Raw genomic sequence first — 22020 nt, forward strand, 5'->3', positions numbered from 1 at the left:
TAGTGCAGTGCCATCACCGAGCAAATGACAACTGATAACTGACAACAGGCAACTGAACGCCGTACCTTTGCGGGCACCTTTGCCGCCGGTTGGCGGTTGTTGTCCCCGTGTCGTCTTCTGCCCAGCCCCGCATCCTACTCATTACCCCGCCGCTCACGCAGCTCAATACGCCCTACCCGGCCACGGCCTACCTCAAGGGTTTTCTGGGCGGGCGGGGCTACCACGTAACCCAGGCCGATTTGGGTTTGGAGCTGGTATTGCAGCTGTTTTCGCGGGCCGGGCTGGCACGGGTGTTTGCCGAAATAGAAGCGGGCGGCTTTGAGTTGAGCGACAACGCCCGACGGATGCTGCGGCTTAAGAACAGCTACCTGAGCACGGTGGAGCCGGTTATTCGGTTTCTGCAGAACAAGGACACTACCCTGGCCCCGCGCATCTGCCACAGCCGGTTTCTACCCGAGGCCAGCCGCTTTGACAACGTGGCCGACCTGGAAACTGCCTTCGGCACGATGGGCCTCACCGACCAGGCCCGTCACTTGGCCACGCTCTACCTCGAAGACCTGGCCGACCTCATCAAGGAAACCGTGGGTCCGCAGTTCGGCTTTTCGCGCTACGCCGAGAAGCTGGCTATGTCGGCCACCTCGTTTGATGCCCTGCACGAGGCTCTGCAAGCCGCCCCCAATCTGCTTGACCGGATGCTGCTGGAGCTGCTTGATAAGCTACTGGAACGCGCCCAGCCCGACATTGTGGGTTTCACGGTGCCCTTCCCCGGCAACCTGTACGGAGCACTGCGGCTGGCTCAGCGCGTGAAGCAGCTTCGGCCCGGCACCTATACCAGCATGGGCGGCGGCTACCCCAACACCGAACTGCGGACCATTCGGGAGCCCCGCTTTTTCGACTACATCGACTTCCTGACCCTGGATGATGGCGAAGGGCCCTGGCTGCGGCTGCTGGAGGCGCTAGGCGGTGAGTTATCAGGTAACCAGACTTTACTGGCAACCGCCAGCCAGCAACCAACAATTCCCAACTGCAACCTAACAACTGACAACCAGCAACTAACAACTAGAAACCTCCAACGCACCTTCCTGCGCAATGCGGCGGGTGAGGTCGAGTACGTGAATCACCCTTCGCCCGATATTCCGCATCCGGAGGTAGGCACACCGGATTACTCGGATTTGCCGCTGACGGAGTATTTGTCGGTGATTGAGGTGCTGAACCCCATGCACCGGCTCTGGAGTGATGGGCGCTGGAACAAGCTCACCATTGCCCACGGCTGCTATTGGAAACGCTGCTCCTTCTGCGACGTGACCCTGGACTACATTGCCCGCTACGAAACGGCCCCGGCCGCGCTGCTGGTGGACCGCATTGAGCAGATTATTGCCCAGACCGGCCAAACCGGCTTCCACTTCGTGGATGAAGCCGCCCCACCCCTGGCCCTGCGTGATTTGGCCGTGGAGCTGCTAAAGCGGCGCGTAAGCATTACCTGGTGGGGCAATATCCGCTTCGAGAAAACCTTCACGCCCGACTTATGCCGGCTGCTGGCGGCCAGCGGCTGCATAGCCGTGAGCGGGGGCTTGGAAGTGGCGTCCGATAGGTTACTGGCGTTGATGGAGAAGGGCGTGACCATTGCCCAGGTGGCCCGCGTGACGGATGGCTTCACCCAGGCGGGCATTATGGTGCACGCCTACCTGATGTATGGCTTCCCCACCCAAACCGCCCAGGAAACCGTGGATTCGCTGGAAGTGGTGCGCCAGCTGTTTCAGGCCGGCATTGTGCAGAGCGGCTACTGGCACCGGTTTTCGATGACGGCCCACTCGCCGGTTGGCAAGAACCCCGCGAAGTACCAGGTAGCCGCCGTAGGCCCTGAGCCCGGCGCCTTTGCCTGGAATGACCTGTGGCACGACGACCCCACCGGCACCGACCACGAGCAGTTCGGTCCGGGCTTGGCCAAAGCTCTCTACAACTACCTGCACAGTGTGGCCCTGCAGGAGCCGCTCAGCTTCTGGTTTGATTTCCGGGTGCCCAAAACCACCGTGCCCCGCCACCTTATCAGCCAGGCGTTGCAGGAACCCGCCAAGCCGGATGCCAGCCGCCCCAACAATCGGCTGTTCTGGCTGGGCAATGCGCCCGAGCTGCGCTACGAGCCAGGCCGCAAGGGGCAGCGGGCCGTGCTTACGTTTTATGAGCAGGCCGAGGATTTTGAAGTAACCGTGCCGGCCACGCTCGGCCCTTGGCTGCACGCCCTCTTGACCGGCCTGGCCAACGACTATGACACTAAAGTCTTGGTTAAAGACGCCGCCGCTTCCTACCCTAGCGGCGGCCAGCCCTGGGAGCAGTTTCTGATGTCGGCGGGGTGGCAGCTGCTGCGAGAGAAGGGTCTGCTAGTACTGTAAACTGCGCGTGTTAGTGCTGCTGCAGCCATTGTAGTAAGTCGGGCCAATACCCGGCAGCTGGTTGGGGCCATTGCCACTGCCCATCAGGGCGGCTGCGGCCGGGCAGCAGAAAGTTGGGCGTGGCGCCTGGGAACACCCGTACGTAGGTACCCCGGCGTTGGCCCAGTGCCGGGCGCAGGCGCCGCACACTCACTGGCACCTGCGCGGCCGTATCCAGGGCCGCATACAATGCCAGAACCGGAATTCGTTGCTGATTGAATACGTAGTAGGGCCGTGCTTGCTCGCGGGTAATAACCGGTACGCCTTCCAGCACAGCAAAAGCCGGCGTGGGCTGCTGCCGGGCGGCGGCGGCTACTGCCAGCCCTCCGGTTGCGCGGCCCCAGTAGCCCACCTTGCCGGAATCAACGCCAGCCTGGCGGCGCACCGCTGCCAGGGCTGTTGCCCCTGCCATGCCGGCCACCGAATCAGGGTCGGAGGCGGAGAGAGGAACCACTACCGCAGCTACCCCATGCCGGGCCAGGTAAGTGGCACGTTGAGCCGCCGCCGCCGCCGTGGCTGGCGTTGCCAACAGCACCAAGGCCGGATGTTGGGGCAGGGTGTCATCGGGCAGCAGCAGGCGTAGCCGTTGGGTGCCCCCTACCGCTTGCACCCGGAAGCCACGCGGGGCGGCCTCGCCCCGACGGGCCCACACAAAATCAGCTTGCAGACTGTCCCAGGTCAATACACCCCGCAAAAAATCACCTTCGCGCACGGCCTGTATTTCAATACCGCCACCAGCATTAGCTTGCTCCAGGCGCAGTTGAGGAGCTTGGTAGCTGGTGCGGGTAGCTGCGAAGCCCAGACCGGGCAACTGGGGAAAGTCAATTTCAGCCTCTAGTTTGCCTGGACTGACCTCCCGCAGCTCCATTGTCACCCGCAACTCACTGCCTTGGTAGGTGATGGGCCCCTCGTAGTGACCAGTAGGCGGTGGTACCGTTGCTGCTTCCTCCGAGCCGGGGCTGCCGGAACAAGCAGCCACCAATTCGAGGCCGGCGCCAATCAGCCCCCAACATGCCACAAGGCGCAACAACCGGGTAAGATGCAGAGGCAACAAGCAAGTGGGGCTAGGGTGATGAAGAAGCCGGTTGAGCGGCGAATATAGCCGGCTAGTTTAAAGGCCTTTGCGCAGAATCAAGTCCCGCTGCACATCGGAGCCGATGATAAACGTGTGCTCCCCGGCCGGCTTGAAACCAAACCGCTGGTAAAATTCCCGGGCCCGCTCGTTTTTCTCCCATACGCCCAGCACCACGGCCCGGCACCCCTGCTGGCGGGCCTCTTCTATGGCCCGCCGCATCAGGGCTGCGCCCAGGCCGGTACCAATCCAGTCCTCCTCCACGTACAGCCGCTCAATTTCCAGGCGCTTTTCGGGTGTTTTGGCTGAGTCGAGGCCCAGGCGAGAATCCACGTTGAGTTTGGCGTAGCCTACCACCTGCTGCACCAGTTGGGCAAGCAGGAATACCGTATTGGGGTCCTGAAGCTCCGCCAGCTGGAGCTCCGGGCCAAAGGTAGCGGCCTCGTAGGCGGCCATGTCCTCCGGGCGGTTTTGGGTGGCATAGGTGGCATGAAACAGGCGCTGACCCAGTTCGGCCAGTTGCGCGGCGGTAGCGGCAGTGCGCTTGGCCACGAGTATTTGGAGCGGAGACGACATAATCTGGATACCCCTATCTGACAGGTGGGCCCGCAAAGGTAGTGCGGTTTAATCCACGGTATCGTTACCGCGCCGCTCACGCCAGCCGTAGCGTAGCATCATTACCGCTGCTACCAGCATAATCAGGTAAATAACCAGTTGAGTGGAAGCAACAGCATCGGCCCCAAGACGCTGGTATGTATCATATACCACGTACAGCCGCAGTGCTACGCCCAATAGCAGCAGAAATCCGGCAAGCAAAAACAACAACCCAACCAAACGGCGGGTGGTGGGAGGAAGTGGCCAAGCCATAGGAAAGCACATGTGAGGTACGCACGCGAATCAGCGCGCCAGAAAAGCCAGGGTAATATACAGCACCCAAGTTAGGCGGCCAGATCCTACTGCCTTCCGATACGCAAGCAGTTGGATTTTGATTTTCTGCCCGTACTTTTGCTTTACTTCAGAAGCGGGAGTAGCTCAGTTGGTAGAGCATCAGCTTCCCAAGCTGAGGGTCGCGAGTTCGAATCTCGTTTCCCGCTCACTGTAAATCAGCCATCCGGACCCAGGTCTGGGTGGCTGATTTGCGTTTGGTGCCGGTGCTTGGTGGCGGCTCCGGCCGTTTGGGTTGCTTAGCTGGGCAGTGCTGCTACGGGCTTGTTTGCTGGATGCAGTACTATGGTGGCTGCTCTGTTTAGCCTGAACAGTAGCATTACCCCTGGCTTTTTAGGTATAAATCCGGGCGTTTTTTGCGGGAAATACGGCGTCCACTCTCCGCCCGTATCAGGTATACAAGGACTAGGCTCGCCACCTGCTTTCGTGCCAGTGACATGGAGCGTTCTGGCAGTTAAGCCACTTGCAGGGTGTAAGCTGGGCAGTGGTTATTCGGCAACGAAATCCTTGGGAATGAAAGACGTAGAAATTTGGGGCGGAGTAGAATGCACCTGCCGGCGAATAGGAGACTCGTATTCGGATCAACTTACGCGCAGTGGCCACCGCACCCGAATTTCGGACCTGGACCGGTTTGCGGAACTGGGGCTGCGCACATTGCGCTACCCAGTGCTCTGGGAACACGTAGCCCCCACCAGCCTCGACCAGCCCGACTGGCGCTGGTCTGATAAGCGTTTGGCCCGGCTGCAAGCGTTGCGCATTGAGCCCATTGTAGGATTGGTACACCACGGAAGCGGCCCCCGCTACACGGCCCTCCACCACCCAAGCTTTGCCACTGGCCTAGCCCGCTACGCAGGTATGGTGGCCCGGCGCTACCCTTGGGTGCGCTATTATACCCCCGTCAACGAGCCTCTCACCACCGCCCGTTTTAGTGGGCTGTATGGGCTATGGTATCCGCACGGCACCAGTGACGAGGTATTCGTGCGCGTGCTTTACAACCAGGTGCTGGCCACTAAGCTGGCCATGCAGGCTATTCGGGAGGTGAACCCGGCGGCCCAACTGGTACAAACCGAAGACCTGGGCCAGGCCCACAGTACCCCGGCCCTGGCAGCTCAAGCCGAGTTTCAAAATCACCGCCGCTGGCTGAGCTTTGACTTGCTGAGCGGCAGCGTTACACCAACGCATCCGCTGTGGCGCTACCTCCGCCGCCACGGCCTAGGTATTGCTGAGCTGAATGTGCTCCGGGCTTCTCCCCTCCCCCCAGATATTCTGGGGCTCAACTATTACGCCACCAGTGAGCGGTTTCTGGATGAGCGAGTGGAGCGTTACCCCGGCCGCAGCGTGGCACCGGCCCACAAAAAAACACCTGCCTACGTGGACCTGGAGGCGCTACGGGTGCCCGAAGCCCAGGTAGAAGGTCTGGAAAGCTTGCTACGCCAGGCCTGGACACGCTACCACTGGCCCCTGGCCGTCACCGAATCGCACTTGGGGTGCACCCGCGAAGAGCAGATGCGCTGGTTGCAACAGTCCTGGGAGGCTGTCAACCGCCTGCGCCATAGCGGGGTGGATGTACGCGGCCTCACGGTCTGGTCGCTGCTGGGAGCGTATGACTGGAGTAACCTACTCACCCACGATGGAGCTTCCTACGAAAGCGGGGTGTTTGATATGCGGGGCGGACACCCCCGACCTACGGCCCTGTTCAAGATGGTGCAAAACCTAGCCCGCCACGGCCACTACACCCACCCGGTGCTGAAGGGGGCGGGCTGGTGGCAGCGCCCCAGCCGTTTTTACCCCGTTGCCTAATCCGTCAGCTATGAAAACCGCTCCATCAACTACCCAGCAGCCCCTGCTTATTACGGGCAGCAACGGCACCCTGGGCCGCGCATTCCGGCTTATCTGCCGCATCCGGGGGCTGGAAGCTGTTAGCCTGGACCGGACGGCCCTGGATATCACCAGCGCCGATGCTGTTGAGGAGGCGTTGCGCACCTACCAGCCCTGGGCGGTGGTGAATGCGGCGGGCTACGTGCGGGTAGATGCGGCCGAGAACGAGCCCAGCCCCTGTTATCAGCAGAACACCACTGGCCCTTCCTTGCTGGCGCAGGCGTGCGCCGCGCACGGTGTGGCCCTGCTCACGTTTTCGTCGGATTTGGTTTTTGATGGGCAGCAGCGTCGGGCCTACCTCGAAAATGACCTGGCTCGCCCCCTTAATGTGTATGGGCACAGCAAGCTCCTGGCCGAACAGGCCGTTTTGGCGCATCATCCCAGAGCGCTAGTGGTGCGTACCAGCTCGTTTTTCGGGGCCTGGGACGAGCATAACTTTGTGCACCATGCCCTGGCTGCTGCCCGGCAAGGCCAGGTTTTCCCCGCCGCCGACAATGTTGTCATCACTCCCACCTACGTTCCTGACTTGGTGAATACCTCCCTCGATTTGCTTCTGGACGAGGAAAAAGGCATCTGGCACTTAACCAACGAGGGCACCTATACCTGGGCCGAGCTGGCACGCCTGGCCGTGGCAACAGCCGGCCTGGATACGGCCTGCGTGGTGCCGCAACCGGTAGCTGCTTTCGGTTGGGCCGCCCCGCGCCCGGGCTTTAGTGCCTTGGGCAGCAACCAGGGCATACTACTGCCCAGCGTGGAAAGTGGCCTGCACCGCTACCTGGCCGACGCGCAGGTACTGCAATCCGCCAATCCGCCGGCTTTCCTGCTTGGCTAGCGTCCTGTACAGGGCACTCGGGTGCCTTCCAGCCGGGAGGTATCCGCCAGCCAGGCTGCATACTCCTTCAACCTTAACTGGTTGCGTACAGTGCCCTGGGAAGCTTATCGATACACTCCCGCCGCCTGCCAGGAGGATGTAGGGCTAATCATGAAGTGGGCAAACGAGGGCAGAGCACTGGGCGCATCCCGCAGTTCACACACTTCCTGCCAGCTTAGCTCGCCCACTATGTAGCGCCGGTATAGGTTGCGCACATGGGTGGGTATCCGGGTTCTTTGGGAGGCAGTGAGAGCCACCAGTTGATTTAGGCTGTGCGCACGCTGCTGAGTTGTTTGAGCAGCCGGACCAAACTTGTCGATGTGTATCATAGGTAGCAGCAAAATCTGACAACACAAATTTACGCGTTGAGCGTACCGCAACGACTCCGCAGAAAAACGTAATCAAGACCGAATAACTACGTAAACATACTGTATAGCAGCATCTTACTTTCATTCTGCGCGTGATGGGTAACTGCATAACAGCCTGGCGACACCATTGGGCTTGGCTACTGGCGGCAGGGTCACTTATTAGGGATTGAGAAGTTGGGCCAGAACCTGCGTAAGCGAAGCGAGCTTGGCTGGCAAGCGCCGTTGCGACCCCCAAAGCGGGAACAGCTAACCCGGGCAAAAAACCTGCGCTGGCGAGCCCAAGCCGGCAACTGAACGCTGCACGAAAACGCCAGGGCTACCACCTGCTGGCTGCAGAAGGGCAAATGGCGGCAGTAGTAGCTGGCCCCGGCAGCTACTACCCATTTTTTACGTGTTTATCACTTCTAAATCAGTATGTAACGCAGGGCTGGTCCACGTATAACTAGGTCAGGTGCCGGTGCCTGGCTGCACTGCAGCGGCCCTATACTCACCTGCTGACCACACATGCTATTTTTCAATCAACCTGCTTTCTGAGCTATGAACCAGACTACCGCCTCCACTCCGCAAACCGACCAATGGTCGGGCCCGGCACTCACTTCCCTGAAAAACGCTGGCAGCAAAACGTCGGTGGGCTTTAACAAACTCAGCACCACCCAGAAAGTAGTAGGTGGCGCATTGCTGGCCTTGGGTGTGGGGTATTTGGCCCGCAGCAAAGGCGGCAGCAAAACCTCCTCCACTGCCGCCACCCTCAACGAGCTGCTATACTTTGTGAACGACCGTATTGCGGGGTATAAGCGGGCCGTGGCCGAAAGCCACAACCCAGAGCTGCGCGGTTACTACAAGCAGCTGGTTAGCCAAAGCCAGCAGTTTTCCACTGATCTGAATACCTACCTCAGCCGGGAAGGCAGGGGCCGCCAAACCAGCACCACGCTGAAAGGCAAGCTGTACCGCCGCTGGATGGACACCCAGGCGGCCCTAACCGGCAGTGACGAAAAGGCCATTCTCGGTGCTAACATTTACGGGGAAGAATGGGCGCTAAAAGCCTACCAGGAAGCCTTGGCCGACCCCAAACTCACGGGCGAAATTCGGCGGACGGTGGAGCGCCAGTATGAGTTGTCGCAGAACACCTACCGCCGCCTGAAAACCCTGGAAGTTAGCCAGTAGCACAGGCTGCCAGTATAAGCCCCGCCGGGAGTATCTTTTTAAAGAGATGCCCCGGCGGGGCTTATTGCTGGGGGTCAGGTTAGGGGGTGTAGGTACCGTTATTTCTATGCGTCATCCTATTCAGTTAATTTAAGGCCTGCTGCTGTTGCTGGACCTGCCAGCGCGGGCCCAAACGGTAGTGGGGTTACAGCTAAACCTTCAGTACCCGCGTACCAGACCGCCAGCTCAATTACCCGTGGGAAGTGAGAGTAGGCCCGGATAATTATTCTGTGGACTACCGTAGTCAAAGGCCACTGTGTAAGCCGGCCAGACTCCGCTACCGGTGCCCAAACCACCTTGCCGGATGTGAGTAAGCAGCCCGTTGATAGCCCACTAGTTAAGGACAAGCTTCTGGCGGGGCCCATGGTTTAGAGAATGAATTTCTGTATGCAATTCTTTTTATATCAAGTATCTATCAATACTTCATGGTTCTGCTTTTCCGTATAAATCCGGAGAGGAGTGTGGAGGTAGCGGCCGTAAAATCAGTATTTTCTATCTGGCCGCAACTGAGCAGGACGCCGTTATACTGGGCATGCTGTTGTCCCGTCCTACCTTCGCTATGAATCATGAGCTCCACTTTGCCGACGTAGTGGTAGTACCACCCCGCTCGGCACTGGCTTTCACCATCCGCTACTCCCCGGAAACCCCGGCCTATCAGGAGCTGGTGCTGGAAGATGCCTCCGGCGTACTGGCCCACTGGGTGATTTCGCAACGCGTAAAGCGGCTCTCTAAGCGCCCCGTGCTGCTGTGGCTGCTCACCACGCCGCCTTCCTCCAGTCCCTTGGTGTGCATGGAAACCGGAACTGTGCAGTCGGCCCCTACTGCCTCGGGCACTACCCCCAACTTGCGCCAGGCGCTGACCCAGGGCACATTATGGCTCACCTTCAACGGAAATTTGCTGCGCGGCTATTATCGTCTGCAGTGCCTGCCTGCCGGGTGCGGACAGTTATGGCAGCTTACCCCCATCAGCCGCGTATGAGCCAGTATGCCCTTGTACTGCACGGCGGCGCCGTGACGATGGAACCCGGCAAGCTGCCCCCGGAAGAAGAAGCCCAGCAGCGCCAAGGCCTACAGGAAGCCCTGCAGGCCGGCTGGCAGATTCTGCACGACGGCGGCACTGCCCTGGATGCGGTGGAAGCGGCCGTACGCCTCCTGGAAAACAATGAGCACTTCAATGCCGGCCGGGGCAGCGGCCTTACCCGCCAGGGCGAGGTGGAAATGGACGCCGCCATTATGGATGGGCGCACCCTGCAGGCCGGGGCCGTGAGTGGGGTGAAGTACGTGCAGAACCCCATCAGCCTGGCTTGGCAGGTAATCGACAACAGCCCCCACGTCTGCCTGTCGGGGGAAGGCGCCTTGGAGCTGGCCCTGGAGTGTGGCCTGCCCCTGCAGCCTCCCAGCTACTTCCAAACCGAAAAAACCCGGCAGGAATGGCTGGAACTACTGCAGCAGAACCCGGCGGCTCCCGCCAGCCACGATACCGTGGGAGCCGTAGCCCTCGACCAGGCCGGCAACTTGGCCGTAGCCACCAGCACCGGCGGCCTGGAGGGCCAATCGAAGGGTCGCGTTGGCGACAGTCCGGTGCTGGGCGGCGGTACCTACGCCAGCAACGAGTCCTGTGCCGTGTCCTGCACCGGCGAAGGGGAGGTGATACTGCGCGGAGCCCTGGCTCACGAGGTGTACGCGCTGGTGAAGTACCGCCGCCTGCCCCTGAATGAAGCCTGCCAGGCGGCCGTCCACCTGCGCGACGAATAACTGCGTGGCGACAAAGGCATTATTGGGATTGACCCCCACGGCAACATTGCGCTGGAGTTCAATACCAACGTGATGCGCCGGGCCTACCGCGTGGGTACGGCCAAACCCTACGTGGCCATCTGGCGGGATGAATAGCCTTGCCCCAGCAACGTAATTACGTGTTTTGCCGCCCTGCAAATCCGTATTTCTAGCGGATCCTGGCCACTTGCCGCACCGTAAAACCACCTGAGTTCATTCTTGCAGAATGTAAGTCGCATCGATGGACCGGGAACGGTGCAGGCCACTACGGCGCTTACGCCCTCCCACACGTCAGCGCCCACGCTTTTTGCTAACCGCCTACGGCCGACGGAAGCGTGGGCGCTGGTTACACTTCCTCCTGCTCACCATGCCTACTACCTCACCCCGACCCAAAGGCCGTTTGCTCGCTATTGGCGGCCACGAACAGCGCGACGCATCTGATCAGAAAAGCAGCAACCAAGAAACATCGCCCGATTTTATTCTGCAGCGTTTTGTAGACGAGCTGAAAGGCTCCCGCACCGTTGTTATACTACCTGCCGCCTCTGAGGAGCCGGCAGAAGCGGCCCAAAGCTACCTGGAGGCGTTTTCGGCATTGGGCATTGAGAGCGTAGAGGTGCTCGATATCCGGGACCGGGACCAAGCCAACAGCCCCGAGGCATTGGAAGTCATCAGCCGGGCCGATGGCGTGATGATTACCGGCGGCGACCAGCTGCGCCTCACTTCCCTGCTTGGGGGCACCCGGCTGCTGCACCGCCTTACGGAGCGCTACTACCAAGAGCCCATCATCATTGCCGGAACCAGCGCCGGCGCTACGGCCATGAGCACGCCCATGATTTACCAGGGCCGCAACGATGCCGGGTTCGTGAAGGACGAGATTCACATTACCACCGGCCTGCAGCTGGTACGCGACGTGGCCATCGACACCCACTTTATTGCCCGTGGCCGCATCGTGCGCATGGCCCAGATTATTGCCACCAATCCCGGCTGCATCGGCCTGGGGCTGGAAGAGGACACGGCCGTACTGGTGCACCAGGGCTCGGAGCTGGAGGTAGTTGGCAATGGCATTGTGGTGCTGCTGGATGGACATAACTGCACCGGCAACACCATTGCGGAAATAGAGCCTGGCGAGGTTTTTTCCATCCGCGACCTGCGCCTGCACCTGCTCTCCAAGGGCCAGCGGTTTACCCTACCGGGCTTCAACGAGGTAGCCTAACCCTGGTCCACCAACTTGCCTTACTTGGTGGCTGGCTTGCTACGCCTCGTGCGTTGCGTGCTGGCCGGCTGACTCCCGCCCAAAATGTGCGCTGACCATTTGCTGCAGCACACCCCCTCAGCCCGAAATGTACGCGGCCCAGTTCACGGCAGATGTTGGTAGAACTGGTTTTCCAGCGCTGAAAAGTAATGTCCAGAACCCTGATTGTTTCCAACCGCCTCCCCACTAAAGGGCAGCGCACTGCCGAGGGCTTCACATTTCAGCCCAGTGAAGGCAGCCTGGCTACCGGCCTGGGCTCTGTTTACCAGGCCGATGGCAATGTGTGGGTAGGCTGGCCCGGCTTATCAGTAGAGGAGCCCGCCGAACAGGCCCAGGTAACCGAGCAGCTGCGCCAGGACAGCATGGCGCCGGTGTTCCTGACCGAGGACGAAATCCGGGACTTCTACGAAGGCTTCAGCAATTCCACCCTCTGGCCCACTTTCCACTACTTCAGCCAATACGCCACCTATGAGCAGGCCCACTGGGAAGCCTACGTGGCCGTCAACGAGAAATTCTGCCGGGCGGTGCTGGAGTTAGCCGGCCCCGAAGACACCGTTTGGGTGCACGATTACCAGCTGCTGCTCCTGCCGGAAATGCTGCGCCAGCAGCGGCCCGAGGCTACCATCGGCTTCTTTCTGCATATTCCCTTTCCCAGCTACGAGCTGGTGCGGGTGCTACCCTGGGGTGCGCAACTGCTTCGGGGCATGCTAGGGGCCGATTTGATTGGCTTCCACACCTTCGGCTACATGCATCATTTCCTGAGCGCCGTGTCGCAGCTGCTGGGGCTGCCCAGCCACAACGGGCAGGTAGAAACGCGCACCCGCACGGTGCTGGCAGATGCTTTTCCGATGGGCATTGACTACGGCCGCTACGCCGAAGCCGCCGCTTCGGAAGCTGCCCGCCAGCACGCGCGCACCTACCGGCAGGCCCTGGGCCACACGCGGATAGTGCTGTCCATTGACCGGCTTGATTATTCCAAGGGTATTGCCCAGCGCCTGCGGGCCTTTGAGCTGCTGCTGCAGCGCTACCCCGAGTGGCGGGGACGGGTAAGCTTACTGATGCTGGTGGTGCCCTCCCGCGACCAGGTGGCACAGTACGCGGCCCTGAAAGAGGAAATTGACGAGCTGGTGGGCCGCATCAACGCCCAGTACAGCAACATTGCCTGGAATCCCATCCACTACTTCTACCGCTCCTTCCCGCCAGGTGAGCTGGCCGCCCTCTACCGCCTCGCCGATGTGGCCCTGGTAACGCCCGTGCGCGACGGTATGAACCTGGTAGCCAAGGAATTTATTGCCAGCAAAACTGACCAGCGCGGCGTGCTGATCCTGAGCGAGCGGGCCGGAGCGGCTCAGGAGCTGGCCGATGCCCTGCTTATCAACCCCACCGATACCGGGCAGTTGGTGGAGGCACTGCACGAAGCCCTGCACATGCCCGTTGAAGAGCAGCAAACCCGCATGGCTGCCCTGCAGGCCCTGGTGCAGCAGTACGACGTGTTTGCCTGGACCCGGCTGTTTCTGGACCGCTTGACCTACAGCAAAATCAAGCAGCAAACCCTGGCCACCGATACCCTGGATGCCCCTACCCGTGCCCAGCTGCTGCACGACTACCGGGCGGCCGGGCAGCGGCTACTACTGCTTGATTATGATGGCACCCTGGTGCGCTTCCACGGCCGCCCCCAGGATGCGTACCCGCGCGAAGAGCTGCTGCAGCTGCTGGGGAGTCTGGCTTCGGATGTGCGCAACCAAGTAGTCATCATCAGTGGGCGCGACCGGGCTACGCTGGATGGCTGGTTGGGGCATTTGCCGCTGCATTTTGTGGCTGAGCACGGCGTGTGGCTGCGCCGGGCCGGCGAGGAGTGGCGGCCGTTTCAGGAGGGCCTCCGGGCTGATTGGAAGCGGGATATCCGGCCCATTCTGGAGCAGTACGTGAGCCGTACCCCGGGCTCCGCCATTGAAGAGAAGGACTACTCCCTGGTGTGGCACTACCGCCGGGCCGATGCCGGGCTGGGAGCCGTCCGCACCCGCGACCTGCTCCACCACCTCACCTTCATGACCTCCAATACCGACCTGCAAGTGCTGGAAGGCAACAAGATCCTGGAAATCAAGACGGCTGGCATTAACAAGGGCACGGCCGCCGCCCAGTGGCTCGGGGCAACGCAGCCGGGCTTTATACTGGCCCTGGGCGACGACCGGACCGATGAGGACATTTTTGCGGCGCTGCCGCCCGGGGCCTATTCGTTGAAAGTTGGGCCCACACCCCGCTCCCGGGCCCGCTACTCCGTTGCCAGCGTGGCCGAGGTGCACAAGCTGCTGGGTAGCCTGTGCACCTCGGCCACGCTGGTAGCTGAGCCCGGCCCGCTTGGTTAGTTGCTACTGATTGAGAGCCTGCTGCAACGCCTCCACGAACAGCCCCACGTGGTAGCCGTCGGCCAGGCCGTGGTGCACGTTGACGGCCACGGGCATCAGCTGGCGGCCGTTTTCGGAGCGGAGGCGGCCCACCGAAATCTTCGGAATGCTGTCGGGGTGGGAGAAGGAGCGGGCGTGGGTGAGGCCGGTGAAGGACAGCCAGGGCATGGCCGAGAAGTGAATGACATCCGGGCGGCCCGTTTCGGGCCCCAGGCGGAGGCCCGTGCTGGCTTGCACGGCGGCAGTTTCAGCCTCCAGGCCTCGCCCGAAAGTATCTAAATCGGCGTGATACGGCACGAAGCCAAACCCGAACGTATGGTCGGGGCGGCCCAGGGTAGGCGAGGCATGAATCTGGTTGTAGCACACCACCTGGCCCTCCTCAATACGGTAGCGCAGATTTTCCACCTGGTTCACGGCCGTGAGGGTGCAGTGCAGGTAGAGCTGAAAAAACGAGCAGCCCAGGTCGCGGGCTCGTTGTAGCGCCCGGGTGGCGTCTACGTCCGTCACCACGCCCCAGAACGGCTCTTCGAAGCCTGAAAAGAAGGTAAAATGCTCCCGCCGGTTCCAGGTGCTCAGGTCAATCAGCTGCTTCATGGGCGCCAAGTTCGGTAACTTCGCGCTACCAATTTCCTGCTGCCACCATGCCCGCGCCCCGCCTGATTGCCTTCGACGCCGACGACACCCTTTGGCCCAACCAGCCCCACTTCGACCTGGCCGAGGCGCACCTGTATGAACTGCTTAGTCACTACGGTACCCCGGAACAACTCAGCAACCAGTTCTTTGCCCTGCAGCGCGAAAACCTGCACCTGTTCGGGTACGGCGCCAAGTCGTTTATGCTTTCCATGATTGAAACCGTTATCCGGCTCACCAACGGGCAAGTCAGCGGCCAGGAAATCCAGCACATCCTCGACTACGGCAAGCGCCTGCTGGATTATCCCATTGAGCTGCTGCCCCACGTGCCGGAAGTGCTGGCCACCGTGCAGGCGCAGGGCATCCCCCTCATGCTGCTCACTAAAGGCGACTTATTCGACCAGGAAAGCAAGCTGGCCCGCTCCGGCCTGGGCGACCTGTTCGACCACGTAGAAATTGTGAGCGAGAAAAACGAGGCTACCTACCAGCGCCTGCTGGCCCGCCACGGCGTGCCGCCCGAGGAGTTCGTCATGATTGGTAACTCCCTGAAATCAGACGTGCTGCCGGTGGCGCGCCTGGGCGGGCGGGCCGTGTACGTGCCCTACTACACTACGTGGGTAATGGAGCGGGTTTCCGAGGAGGATTTGGCGGGCGTATCGTTTCAGGAGGTGGCCTCCCTGGCCGAAGTGCCGGGCTGGCTTGCCCAGATAAACTAATATGCCAGGCTACTTGCCAGTTGCGGGCAAGGGCCGGCGCAGCAGGTAGCGCGTTTCGGTGTACGTATTGATGGAAGTAGAGCCGGAATAGACGGGCCGGTTGGGGTCGTTAAAGGTGAGGCTGGTTTCAATGCTTTGCTGGGCACTCACTGGCTGCGACAAGTTGTAAACTTCCACCAACTCCCAGCCTTCCAATGACAATTCATTGAGCGTTAGCATGAGCTTAGATTCCAGTGAACCCGGCACTACCTCGCTCCGGCGGCCATTCTGCACACGGTCAGGTTCCAGTTGCGTAATGCCTCGCCACGCTGGCGCCAGATAGGCGACTTGCCCATTCTGCATTTTCAGCAGCTGGTATTGAAAGCGGCTGCTAATTGCGGCGCTTGGTGGCCGGGTGACAGTGGCGGTAGGCTGCAGAGCCGTTTCGGGTAGCGCCGGGAAAGCCGGCATAGGGCGCACGGGCTTTGCCGGCTCAGTGGTTTGGGCACTTGCGGCCGTGTACAGCAGTAGCAAAGCAGATAACAGTACCGGATATTTCATAAGGTAAAAGAGAGGGTATGGCCTACGTTGGCTGTACTATTCGCCCTCCTCCGAATATTGTGCCAGGCCGCTATTTTCTTCAGGCCTAATGCTGCACCAATCTTACCAGCTACTGCAAGAACCGGGGCCCGCGCAGTCACTTGGCGGGCAAAGGCCGGCGCAGCAGATACACAGCTCCTCGGTTACCGTCCTCATCATTGTTAGCTACCATATTCACCAATTCCCAGCTCTCCGCCGACAGCTCCGTGAGCAGACGGCTCATGGCCTCCCACCCTAGCATTCGGCTGTCAAAAAGCCCTACTGACTTTCCCATATACTCCTCCACCTTCACATCTTCCCGGTTCTGATACGCCGGAAAGAAATACAAGCGGTTATAATCGAGGCTGACGTGCATGAACTGGTAACGGGCGGACACTTGCTGGGCCTGAGCGGACGCCAGGAAGCTCCCAGCCCACACAAGCAATACAGTAAGAATAAGGCGCATAACCGAATGTAAAAAATGAGCTACCGGCCAATAGCAGCCGGTAGCTCATACAAGCGCAATAACTGCGCCACGCGGTTTCTGCTCATGCTAAGCAGTTACTCCCGTTTGGTTTTGAGTACCTGTTTCAGGGCGGCCAACTCGTCGCGGAGCTTGGCGGCGGTGAGGAAGTCGAGGTCCTTGGCGGCAGCTTCCATCTGCTTTTCGGTTTGTTTGATGAGCTTCTCCAGCTCCGGCCGGGCCATGACGGACACTACCGGCTCGGCGGCAATGGCTAGGGTTACGTCGGCATCGGGCCCGGAATATGCCGCGCCTTCCTGGATGCGGTAATCCGACAGGGAGGTTTGCTCCATGATGGCCTCCCGGCTTTTGCGCACGGTGCGGGGCGTGATACCATGGGCTTCGTTGTAGGCCTGCTGGGTGGCGCGGCGGCGGTTAGTTTCATCAATGGCCCGCTGCATGGAGCCCGTAATCCGGTCGGCGTACATAATCACCTTGCCTCGGTCGTTACGGGCGGCGCGGCCCATCGTCTGAATCAGGCTGCGCTGGTCGCGCAGAAAGCCTTCCTTGTCGGCGTCCAGAATGGCTACCAGCGAAACTTCCGGCAAGTCGAGGCCCTCGCGCAGCAGGTTTACGCCTATGAGCACGTCAATTTCGCCCAGGCGCAGCTGCCGCAGAATTTCTACCCGGTCCAGGGTTTTCACGTCGGAATGCACGTATTGCGACTTGATGCCCAGGCGCTCCATATACTTCTGCAGCTCCTCGGCCATGCGCTTGGTGAGAGTGGTTACCAGCACCCGGTCGCCCATTTTCACGCGGTTGTCCACCTCATCCAGCAGGTCGTCAATCTGGTTGCCGCTGGGGCGCAGGTCAATTTCGGGGTCGAGCAGGCCGGTGGGCCGGATAATCTGCTCCACTACCACGCCGTTGGCCTGGGTCAGCTCATAATCGGCGGGCGTAGCCGATACGTACACGGCCTGGCGCACCATGCCCTCAAACTCGTTGAAGGTGAGCGGGCGGTTGTCCATGGCCGAAGGTAGGCGGAAACCGTACTCTACCAGGGCCGTTTTGCGGCTCCGGTCACCGCCCCACATGGCCCGAATCTGGGGCATGGTGGCGTGGCTTTCGTCCACAACGAGGAGGTAATCATCGGGGAAGTAATCGAGCAGGCAGAAGGGGCGGCTGCCGGGCTGGCGGCCATCAAAGTAGCGCGAGTAGTTTTCAATGCCCGAGCAGTAGCCCAGCTCCCGAATCATCTCCAGGTCGAACTCCGTACGCTCCATGATGCGCTTGGCTTCCTGGTCACGGCCTTCCTTCTCGAAGTAGGCGTGCTGCTGGGTCATATCGAACTGGATTTCCCGGATGGCCTGGTTGAGCGTATCCTTGCCCGTTACGAACAGCTGGGCCGGGTATAGCGTCACCGATTTTTCGTCGGCCAGCTTCTTGCCACTCTGGGGGTCAATTTTCTGAATGGCCTCAATTTCGTCGCCGAAGAAGAAGATGCGGTAGGCGTGGTCGGCGTAGGCCGGAAACACATCCACAGTATCACCCTTCACCCGAAACGTGCCGCGCGTGAACTCCATTTCCGTGCGCGAGTACAGAATCTGCACGAACTGATAGAGCAGATTGTTGCGCGAATACCGCAGGCCGGGTGCCAGGAAAATCACGTTTTTGCCGAACTCCTCGGGGTTACCAATACCGTAAATGCACGACACGGAGGCAACCACAATTACGTCGCGGCGGCCGCTGAGCAGCGTGGAGGTAGTGTGCAGGCGCAGCTTCTCAATCTCCTGGTTGATGGCCAGGTCTTTCTCGATAAAAACGTCGGTGGAGGCAATGTAGGCCTCGGGCTGGTAGTAGTCGTAGTAGCTGATGTAGTACTCGACGGCGTTATTGGGAAAGAACTGCTTGAACTCGCCGTAGAGCTGGGCGGCCAGGGTTTTGTTGTGGCAGAGCACCAGGGCCGGCTTGCCGGTTTCGGCAATTACGTTGGCCATGGTGAAGGTTTTGCCCGTGCCCGTGGCCCCCAGCAACACTTGGGCCGGCTCACCATTATTTACGCCTTCTACCAGTTGCTTGATAGCCGTGGGCTGGTCGCCGGTGGGGGTGAATTCCGAGGTCAGTTGATACTTCATGCAGCGGCAAGATAGGGCGTGAAAGGGTAGCCTATCATAACTGCATTTCGGGGCCGTTGGTTCGGGGAACGGTGAGATGGTGAAATAGTGAAATGGTGAGATGGTGAGTACCCTGGCGAACCGACCGATACCATCCTGATCAACGGGCTACCTCCTGAAATGTAACAAGCCCTTACCTCCACGTGGAAGTAAGGGCTCATCAGGTTAGCAGGTGGTGCGCAAAAGTGAAGACGAATAGTGTCGGTCGGTTCGCCAGGGCACTCACTATCTCACTATCTCACCGGGGGTCGGTCCAGAGGAGCTGGGGGTTGGTGGCCGTAGCGGCAAAATCGGGGCAACGACCGTCGCCAGGGTTATTTCGTACCGCCGCCGAGCAAATTACCTGTCCACAGGCATCAAACACGTAGCTGGTACTGCCCCCGGTTACCAGGTACACCATCTGGTTCTGGTAGGTGTACTGGGTTACTTCGGCGGCCGGAGTTTGCTTGGGCTTTTGCTTGAGCTGCTCGATGAGGGTAGCAGAAAAGTTACCGGCGCAGGCGGGCTCAATGGAGTCGTTGGTAGAGGCACAGGAGGTAGCCGCCCCCAGCAGGAGCAGCCACGTCAGACAACGGAAAAAGGTGCGGTTCATCATTAAAGCGGCGGCAAACAATGCCTACTGGACACCCGGCATGGGCTTAGGAGTTCCAAATTCTACGCTGGCCTCAATGCCCAGGCTGTAGGGGCGGCTCTGGTTGATGGCGCGCTGGTTGGGGTTGGCGTTGAGAGTAGTGAAGTAGGTTTCGGCCACGGGGCCTACGGCCATGCTCCAACCCGCCGAAGCTGGCTGATACCGCACGCCGGCACCACCCCGGCCCGAAACCAGCATCTGCCGGTAAGGCGAGTCCGTGGATTTGGACGTGTACTCCCGGGTAGCCTGGGGCGAGCCGGCCAGCTCTGAGCGGCTGGTGAGCAGTACTCCCACAGCCGCCCCCACCTTAGCGTAGAGCGATAAGCCTGCCTTACCGGAGCCATACTGCACCGCTACCGGTACGCTGGCCATGCGGTAGCGGTAAGAGGTAGTGCGGGGCTGGGCCGGAGCCGGGCTGTAAGCAGCGGGCCGGCTGAAAATATCGGCGGCCTGGGGCCCCACCTGCTTCCCGTCGATGAAACCGTAGGTAGTAGCCGAAGTGGCGCGCTGCTCCGAGGCCTCGGCGGCGGCAGTTAGCGTCCAGTGCTTGTTTAGAGCGTATGAAGCGGCCAGAGCGACCCGCTGGCTCAGGCCAGCCCGCAGGTTGCGGCGGTACTCATCCTCCGCTTCCTCCTGGTAGTAGGAGCGCAGGGCATTGGTTACCGGGTCGGCTTTCACGCGGCCATCGGTGCGAGAAAAGTTGATGTTAGGGTTGAACGTACCTACCGCGTAGCTCCCGCCCAGGCGCAGGCGCTTCCACAGCTTGGGCGTTTCCTTATGCTCTGGCTCGGCGGCGGCAACGGCCTCGTTGGAGGGCTGGGGCACGGCTAGCAAAGCTGGCTTGAGAGAGTCGGGGCGGCCCAGTCCCAGCAGGCTACGCAGGTAAGCGGCCCGGGGCGTCAGCAGGCCCGCCCTCGACAAAAGGCCGGTTTCCTGTCCGCCTGGTCCGGCCTGGCCGTTCGAGAGTAGTACGTTGAGCAGCCCGTTGGTATAGCCATTGCCGGTGTAGCCGTTGCCAGTGTAGCCGTAAGCCGCCTGGCCGTTTCGGCCGTAGGCAGCCGCGCCGTACGCCAGGGCCCGCCCATTTTCTGCCCGCACCGAGCGGATAGCTACCGGGTACCCTGCGTTACCAAACTCAGCACCGCTGCCGCCAGCAACCGGAGCCGCCAGCAGCCCTTCGGCAGACTGGGAGCCAGCCAAGGAGGCAGCAGCCAACGCCTCGTTGTAGGCGCTACTGGCGGCACCATCGGCGGCGCTGCCGGTGGAGGCATTACTGGCTGCGTCGGGCAGTGCACTAGTGCTAGTACCTGAGCCCGTTTCCGCAGCCAGTTCCAGGCCAGTAGTAAAGGGAGCCGTGTGCAGATATGCCCAGCTACCGAAACCCAGGGCCAGCAGCAGGCAGGCTGCGGCCACCCAACGGTGCAGCACCAGGCGGCGGCGGTAGGCGGTATTTTCCTGAACTATCTGCTCGTGCTGCTGTACTACCAGCTCGTGGTCGAGCTGCTCCCAGAAGCTGGCGCGCGGAGTCACCTCTGCATCGGCAAACTTCTGCCGGAACAGGTGCTCCAGGTCGCCGGTTGGGCGCGGGTCCTGGTGGTTGGGTGTGTTATCGTTAGGAGCGGAAGCTGCCATGGGTGCGGTGGGCGTCGAGACGCTCGACTTTACTTTTCAAAATTGCCCGAGCACGGGAGTACTGTGATTTGCTGGTGCCCTCGGAAATTCCCAGCATCTCGCCGATTTCCTTGTGCCCGTAGCCTTCAATGGCAAACAGGTTGAACACCATGCGGTAGCGGGGAGCCAGCTCCTGAATCAGGTTGAGCAGCTCCTCAAAATTGTAGTTGGAGAGGGTGAACTCCTCGCCAGCCAGGTCTTCGGGGTACTCGCCCCCGTCGCTTACGGCCACTAGCGGAGCGTTGCGGCGGTGCTGGCGGAGGGCGGCATTCACCATGATACGGCGAATCCAGAATTCCAGGGGACATTCCCGGCGGAAGCTGCCCAGGTTTTTGAACACCGTCAGAAACCCTTCCTGGAGCACATCCTCGGCCTCAAAAGTGGTTTGGGCGTAACGCAGGCACACGGTCATCATGCGACCGGCAAAGCGTTCATACAGGTATTTCTGCATGAGGCGGCTGCCCGCCAGGCAACCGTCGAGCAGCTCGGTGTCGGAGAGCTGGGAAGGCGGGGTAAGAGTGCGCACAGGAGCGGATAACGACGAGGATAGGGACTCCGGGCGCGCAGCAGCCCCGGGCAGCAGGCTACGCAGCCCGCCCCCTCCCAACGTGGCCGAGAGGGCGCTCATTGCCGGTTCCGGCCCTGGCAGGGGCCGGCGTTAGAGTGCTCACCTGCGGCTACCTCCCCAGGAAGGCTACAACCGCGCAAGTAGGAATGCTGCATACGCTGCAAAGTGGAATAAACTAATTCGGTAGCCCGCCCTAAAGCTGCGGCAACCAGTACGCACCCAAGAGGCTAGTGGCCCCACGGGAGGTTGCATAGGATAACTGCTTTTTTGGGGAGTACAAGATAAGCGTTTCAGCAACAGCTTTTTGCTCTCATAGAATTTCGGCTTTCGTAACCTGCAGCTGCCTTACCGTGTAGTTACACGCGTTGCCGGCTAGAAGTAGCCAACAACTCCTTGGTATTTGCTCATTCATC

The 22020-nt window shown here is 60.7% G+C and carries 20 protein-coding genes and 1 tRNA gene; 10 read left to right on the plus strand and 11 right to left on the minus strand.

Features of this window, described 5'->3' with window-relative positions:
- The first annotated feature begins 107 nt into the window (after window positions 1–107).
- Window positions 108–2390, plus strand: a complete 2283-nt coding sequence (locus ROI90_RS03380) for a B12-binding domain-containing radical SAM protein (protein ID WP_315996917.1) — start codon at window positions 108–110, stop codon at window positions 2388–2390.
- A gap of 10 nt (window positions 2391–2400) precedes the next feature.
- Here ROI90_RS03380 and ROI90_RS03385 read toward each other — a convergent pair whose 3' ends face one another.
- Genes ROI90_RS03385 through ROI90_RS03395 form a run of 3 tightly spaced genes read right to left on the minus strand, consistent with a single transcriptional unit; the run spans window position 2401 to window position 4368 of the window.
- Window positions 2401–3483, minus strand: a complete 1083-nt coding sequence (locus ROI90_RS03385) for a dienelactone hydrolase family protein (protein WP_315996918.1) — start codon at window positions 3481–3483, stop codon at window positions 2401–2403.
- 57 nt (window positions 3484–3540) lie between these two features.
- Complete coding sequence (locus tag ROI90_RS03390) at window positions 3541–4077, minus strand: GNAT family N-acetyltransferase (protein ID WP_315996919.1); 537 nt, start codon at window positions 4075–4077, stop codon at window positions 3541–3543.
- Between the two features lie 48 nt (window positions 4078–4125).
- The gene (locus tag ROI90_RS03395; protein WP_315996920.1) at window positions 4126–4368 is read right to left on the minus strand and encodes a hypothetical protein; all 243 of its coding nucleotides are present in this window, start codon (window positions 4366–4368) and stop codon (window positions 4126–4128) included.
- 154 nt (window positions 4369–4522) lie between these two features.
- Here ROI90_RS03395 and ROI90_RS03400 point away from each other — a divergent pair.
- The 3 genes from ROI90_RS03400 to ROI90_RS03410 all read left to right on the plus strand — a co-directional run bounded on the left by ROI90_RS03400 (window position 4523) and on the right by ROI90_RS03410 (window position 7156).
- A tRNA-Gly gene (locus ROI90_RS03400) sits at window positions 4523–4595 on the plus strand.
- A gap of 364 nt (window positions 4596–4959) precedes the next feature.
- Window positions 4960–6246 (plus strand): family 1 glycosylhydrolase, encoded by a 1287-nt coding sequence (locus ROI90_RS03405; protein ID WP_315996921.1) that lies wholly within the window; start codon window positions 4960–4962, stop codon window positions 6244–6246.
- A 10-nt stretch (window positions 6247–6256) separates the two neighbouring features.
- Window positions 6257–7156, plus strand: coding sequence for an SDR family oxidoreductase (locus ROI90_RS03410; RefSeq protein WP_315996922.1), 900 nt, complete (start codon window positions 6257–6259; stop codon window positions 7154–7156).
- Between the two features lie 104 nt (window positions 7157–7260).
- Here ROI90_RS03410 and ROI90_RS03415 read toward each other — a convergent pair whose 3' ends face one another.
- Window positions 7261–7524: a hypothetical protein gene (locus ROI90_RS03415; protein ID WP_315996923.1), complete on the minus strand. Its 264-nt coding sequence runs from the start codon at window positions 7522–7524 to the stop codon at window positions 7261–7263.
- 576 nt (window positions 7525–8100) lie between these two features.
- Between ROI90_RS03415 and ROI90_RS03420 the strand changes: the two genes are divergently transcribed.
- The 5 genes from ROI90_RS03420 to ROI90_RS03440 all read left to right on the plus strand — a co-directional run bounded on the left by ROI90_RS03420 (window position 8101) and on the right by ROI90_RS03440 (window position 14157).
- On the plus strand, window positions 8101–8727 hold the full coding sequence (locus ROI90_RS03420; protein WP_315996924.1) for a ferritin-like domain-containing protein: 627 nt from the start codon (window positions 8101–8103) through the stop codon (window positions 8725–8727).
- 598 nt (window positions 8728–9325) lie between these two features.
- Window positions 9326–9745 carry a hypothetical protein gene (locus tag ROI90_RS03425; RefSeq protein ID WP_315996925.1) on the plus strand — a complete coding sequence of 140 codons (420 nt, stop codon included), beginning with the start codon at window positions 9326–9328 and terminating at the stop codon, window positions 9743–9745.
- On the plus strand, window positions 9742–10521 hold the full coding sequence (locus ROI90_RS03430) for an isoaspartyl peptidase/L-asparaginase family protein (protein ID WP_315996926.1): 780 nt from the start codon (window positions 9742–9744) through the stop codon (window positions 10519–10521). The genes ROI90_RS03425 and ROI90_RS03430 overlap by 4 nt, the downstream gene beginning before the upstream one ends.
- A gap of 385 nt (window positions 10522–10906) precedes the next feature.
- Entirely contained in the window at window positions 10907–11752 is an 846-nt protein-coding gene (locus tag ROI90_RS03435) for a cyanophycinase (protein WP_315996927.1), read from the plus strand.
- A gap of 188 nt (window positions 11753–11940) precedes the next feature.
- A complete protein-coding gene (locus ROI90_RS03440; RefSeq protein ID WP_315996928.1) occupies window positions 11941–14157 on the plus strand; it encodes a bifunctional alpha,alpha-trehalose-phosphate synthase (UDP-forming)/trehalose-phosphatase in 2217 nt (738 codons plus the stop codon).
- Between the two features lie 3 nt (window positions 14158–14160).
- Here ROI90_RS03440 and ROI90_RS03445 read toward each other — a convergent pair whose 3' ends face one another.
- Entirely contained in the window at window positions 14161–14790 is a 630-nt protein-coding gene (locus ROI90_RS03445) for a chloramphenicol acetyltransferase (RefSeq protein WP_315996929.1), read from the minus strand.
- 47 nt (window positions 14791–14837) lie between these two features.
- Here ROI90_RS03445 and ROI90_RS03450 point away from each other — a divergent pair, with 47 nt between their 5' ends.
- Entirely contained in the window at window positions 14838–15542 is a 705-nt protein-coding gene (locus ROI90_RS03450; protein ID WP_315996930.1) for an HAD family hydrolase, read from the plus strand.
- Between the two features lie 9 nt (window positions 15543–15551).
- Here ROI90_RS03450 and ROI90_RS03455 read toward each other — a convergent pair whose 3' ends face one another.
- The 6 genes from ROI90_RS03455 to ROI90_RS03480 form a co-directional block, all read right to left on the minus strand.
- Window positions 15552–16082 (minus strand): hypothetical protein, encoded by a 531-nt coding sequence (locus ROI90_RS03455; protein ID WP_315996931.1) that lies wholly within the window; start codon window positions 16080–16082, stop codon window positions 15552–15554.
- A 136-nt stretch (window positions 16083–16218) separates the two neighbouring features.
- Window positions 16219–16566: a hypothetical protein gene (locus ROI90_RS03460; RefSeq protein WP_315996932.1), complete on the minus strand. Its 348-nt coding sequence runs from the start codon at window positions 16564–16566 to the stop codon at window positions 16219–16221.
- A 95-nt stretch (window positions 16567–16661) separates the two neighbouring features.
- The gene (gene uvrB / locus ROI90_RS03465; protein WP_315996933.1) at window positions 16662–18698 is read right to left on the minus strand and encodes an excinuclease ABC subunit UvrB; all 2037 of its coding nucleotides are present in this window, start codon (window positions 18696–18698) and stop codon (window positions 16662–16664) included.
- Window positions 18699–18975: 277 nt separating this feature from the next.
- Window positions 18976–19332, minus strand: coding sequence for a DUF6970 domain-containing protein (locus ROI90_RS03470; RefSeq protein WP_315996934.1), 357 nt, complete (start codon window positions 19330–19332; stop codon window positions 18976–18978).
- A gap of 21 nt (window positions 19333–19353) precedes the next feature.
- On the minus strand, window positions 19354–21000 hold the full coding sequence (locus tag ROI90_RS03475; RefSeq protein WP_315996935.1) for a hypothetical protein: 1647 nt from the start codon (window positions 20998–21000) through the stop codon (window positions 19354–19356).
- Complete coding sequence (locus ROI90_RS03480) at window positions 20981–21565, minus strand: RNA polymerase sigma factor (protein WP_315996936.1); 585 nt, start codon at window positions 21563–21565, stop codon at window positions 20981–20983. The genes ROI90_RS03475 and ROI90_RS03480 overlap by 20 nt, the downstream gene beginning before the upstream one ends.
- Window positions 21566–22020: the final 455 nt, after the last annotated feature.

The sequence above is a fragment of the Hymenobacter endophyticus genome (genome assembly GCF_032464715.1).
Classification (GTDB): Bacteria; Bacteroidota; Bacteroidia; order Cytophagales; family Hymenobacteraceae; genus Hymenobacter; species Hymenobacter endophyticus.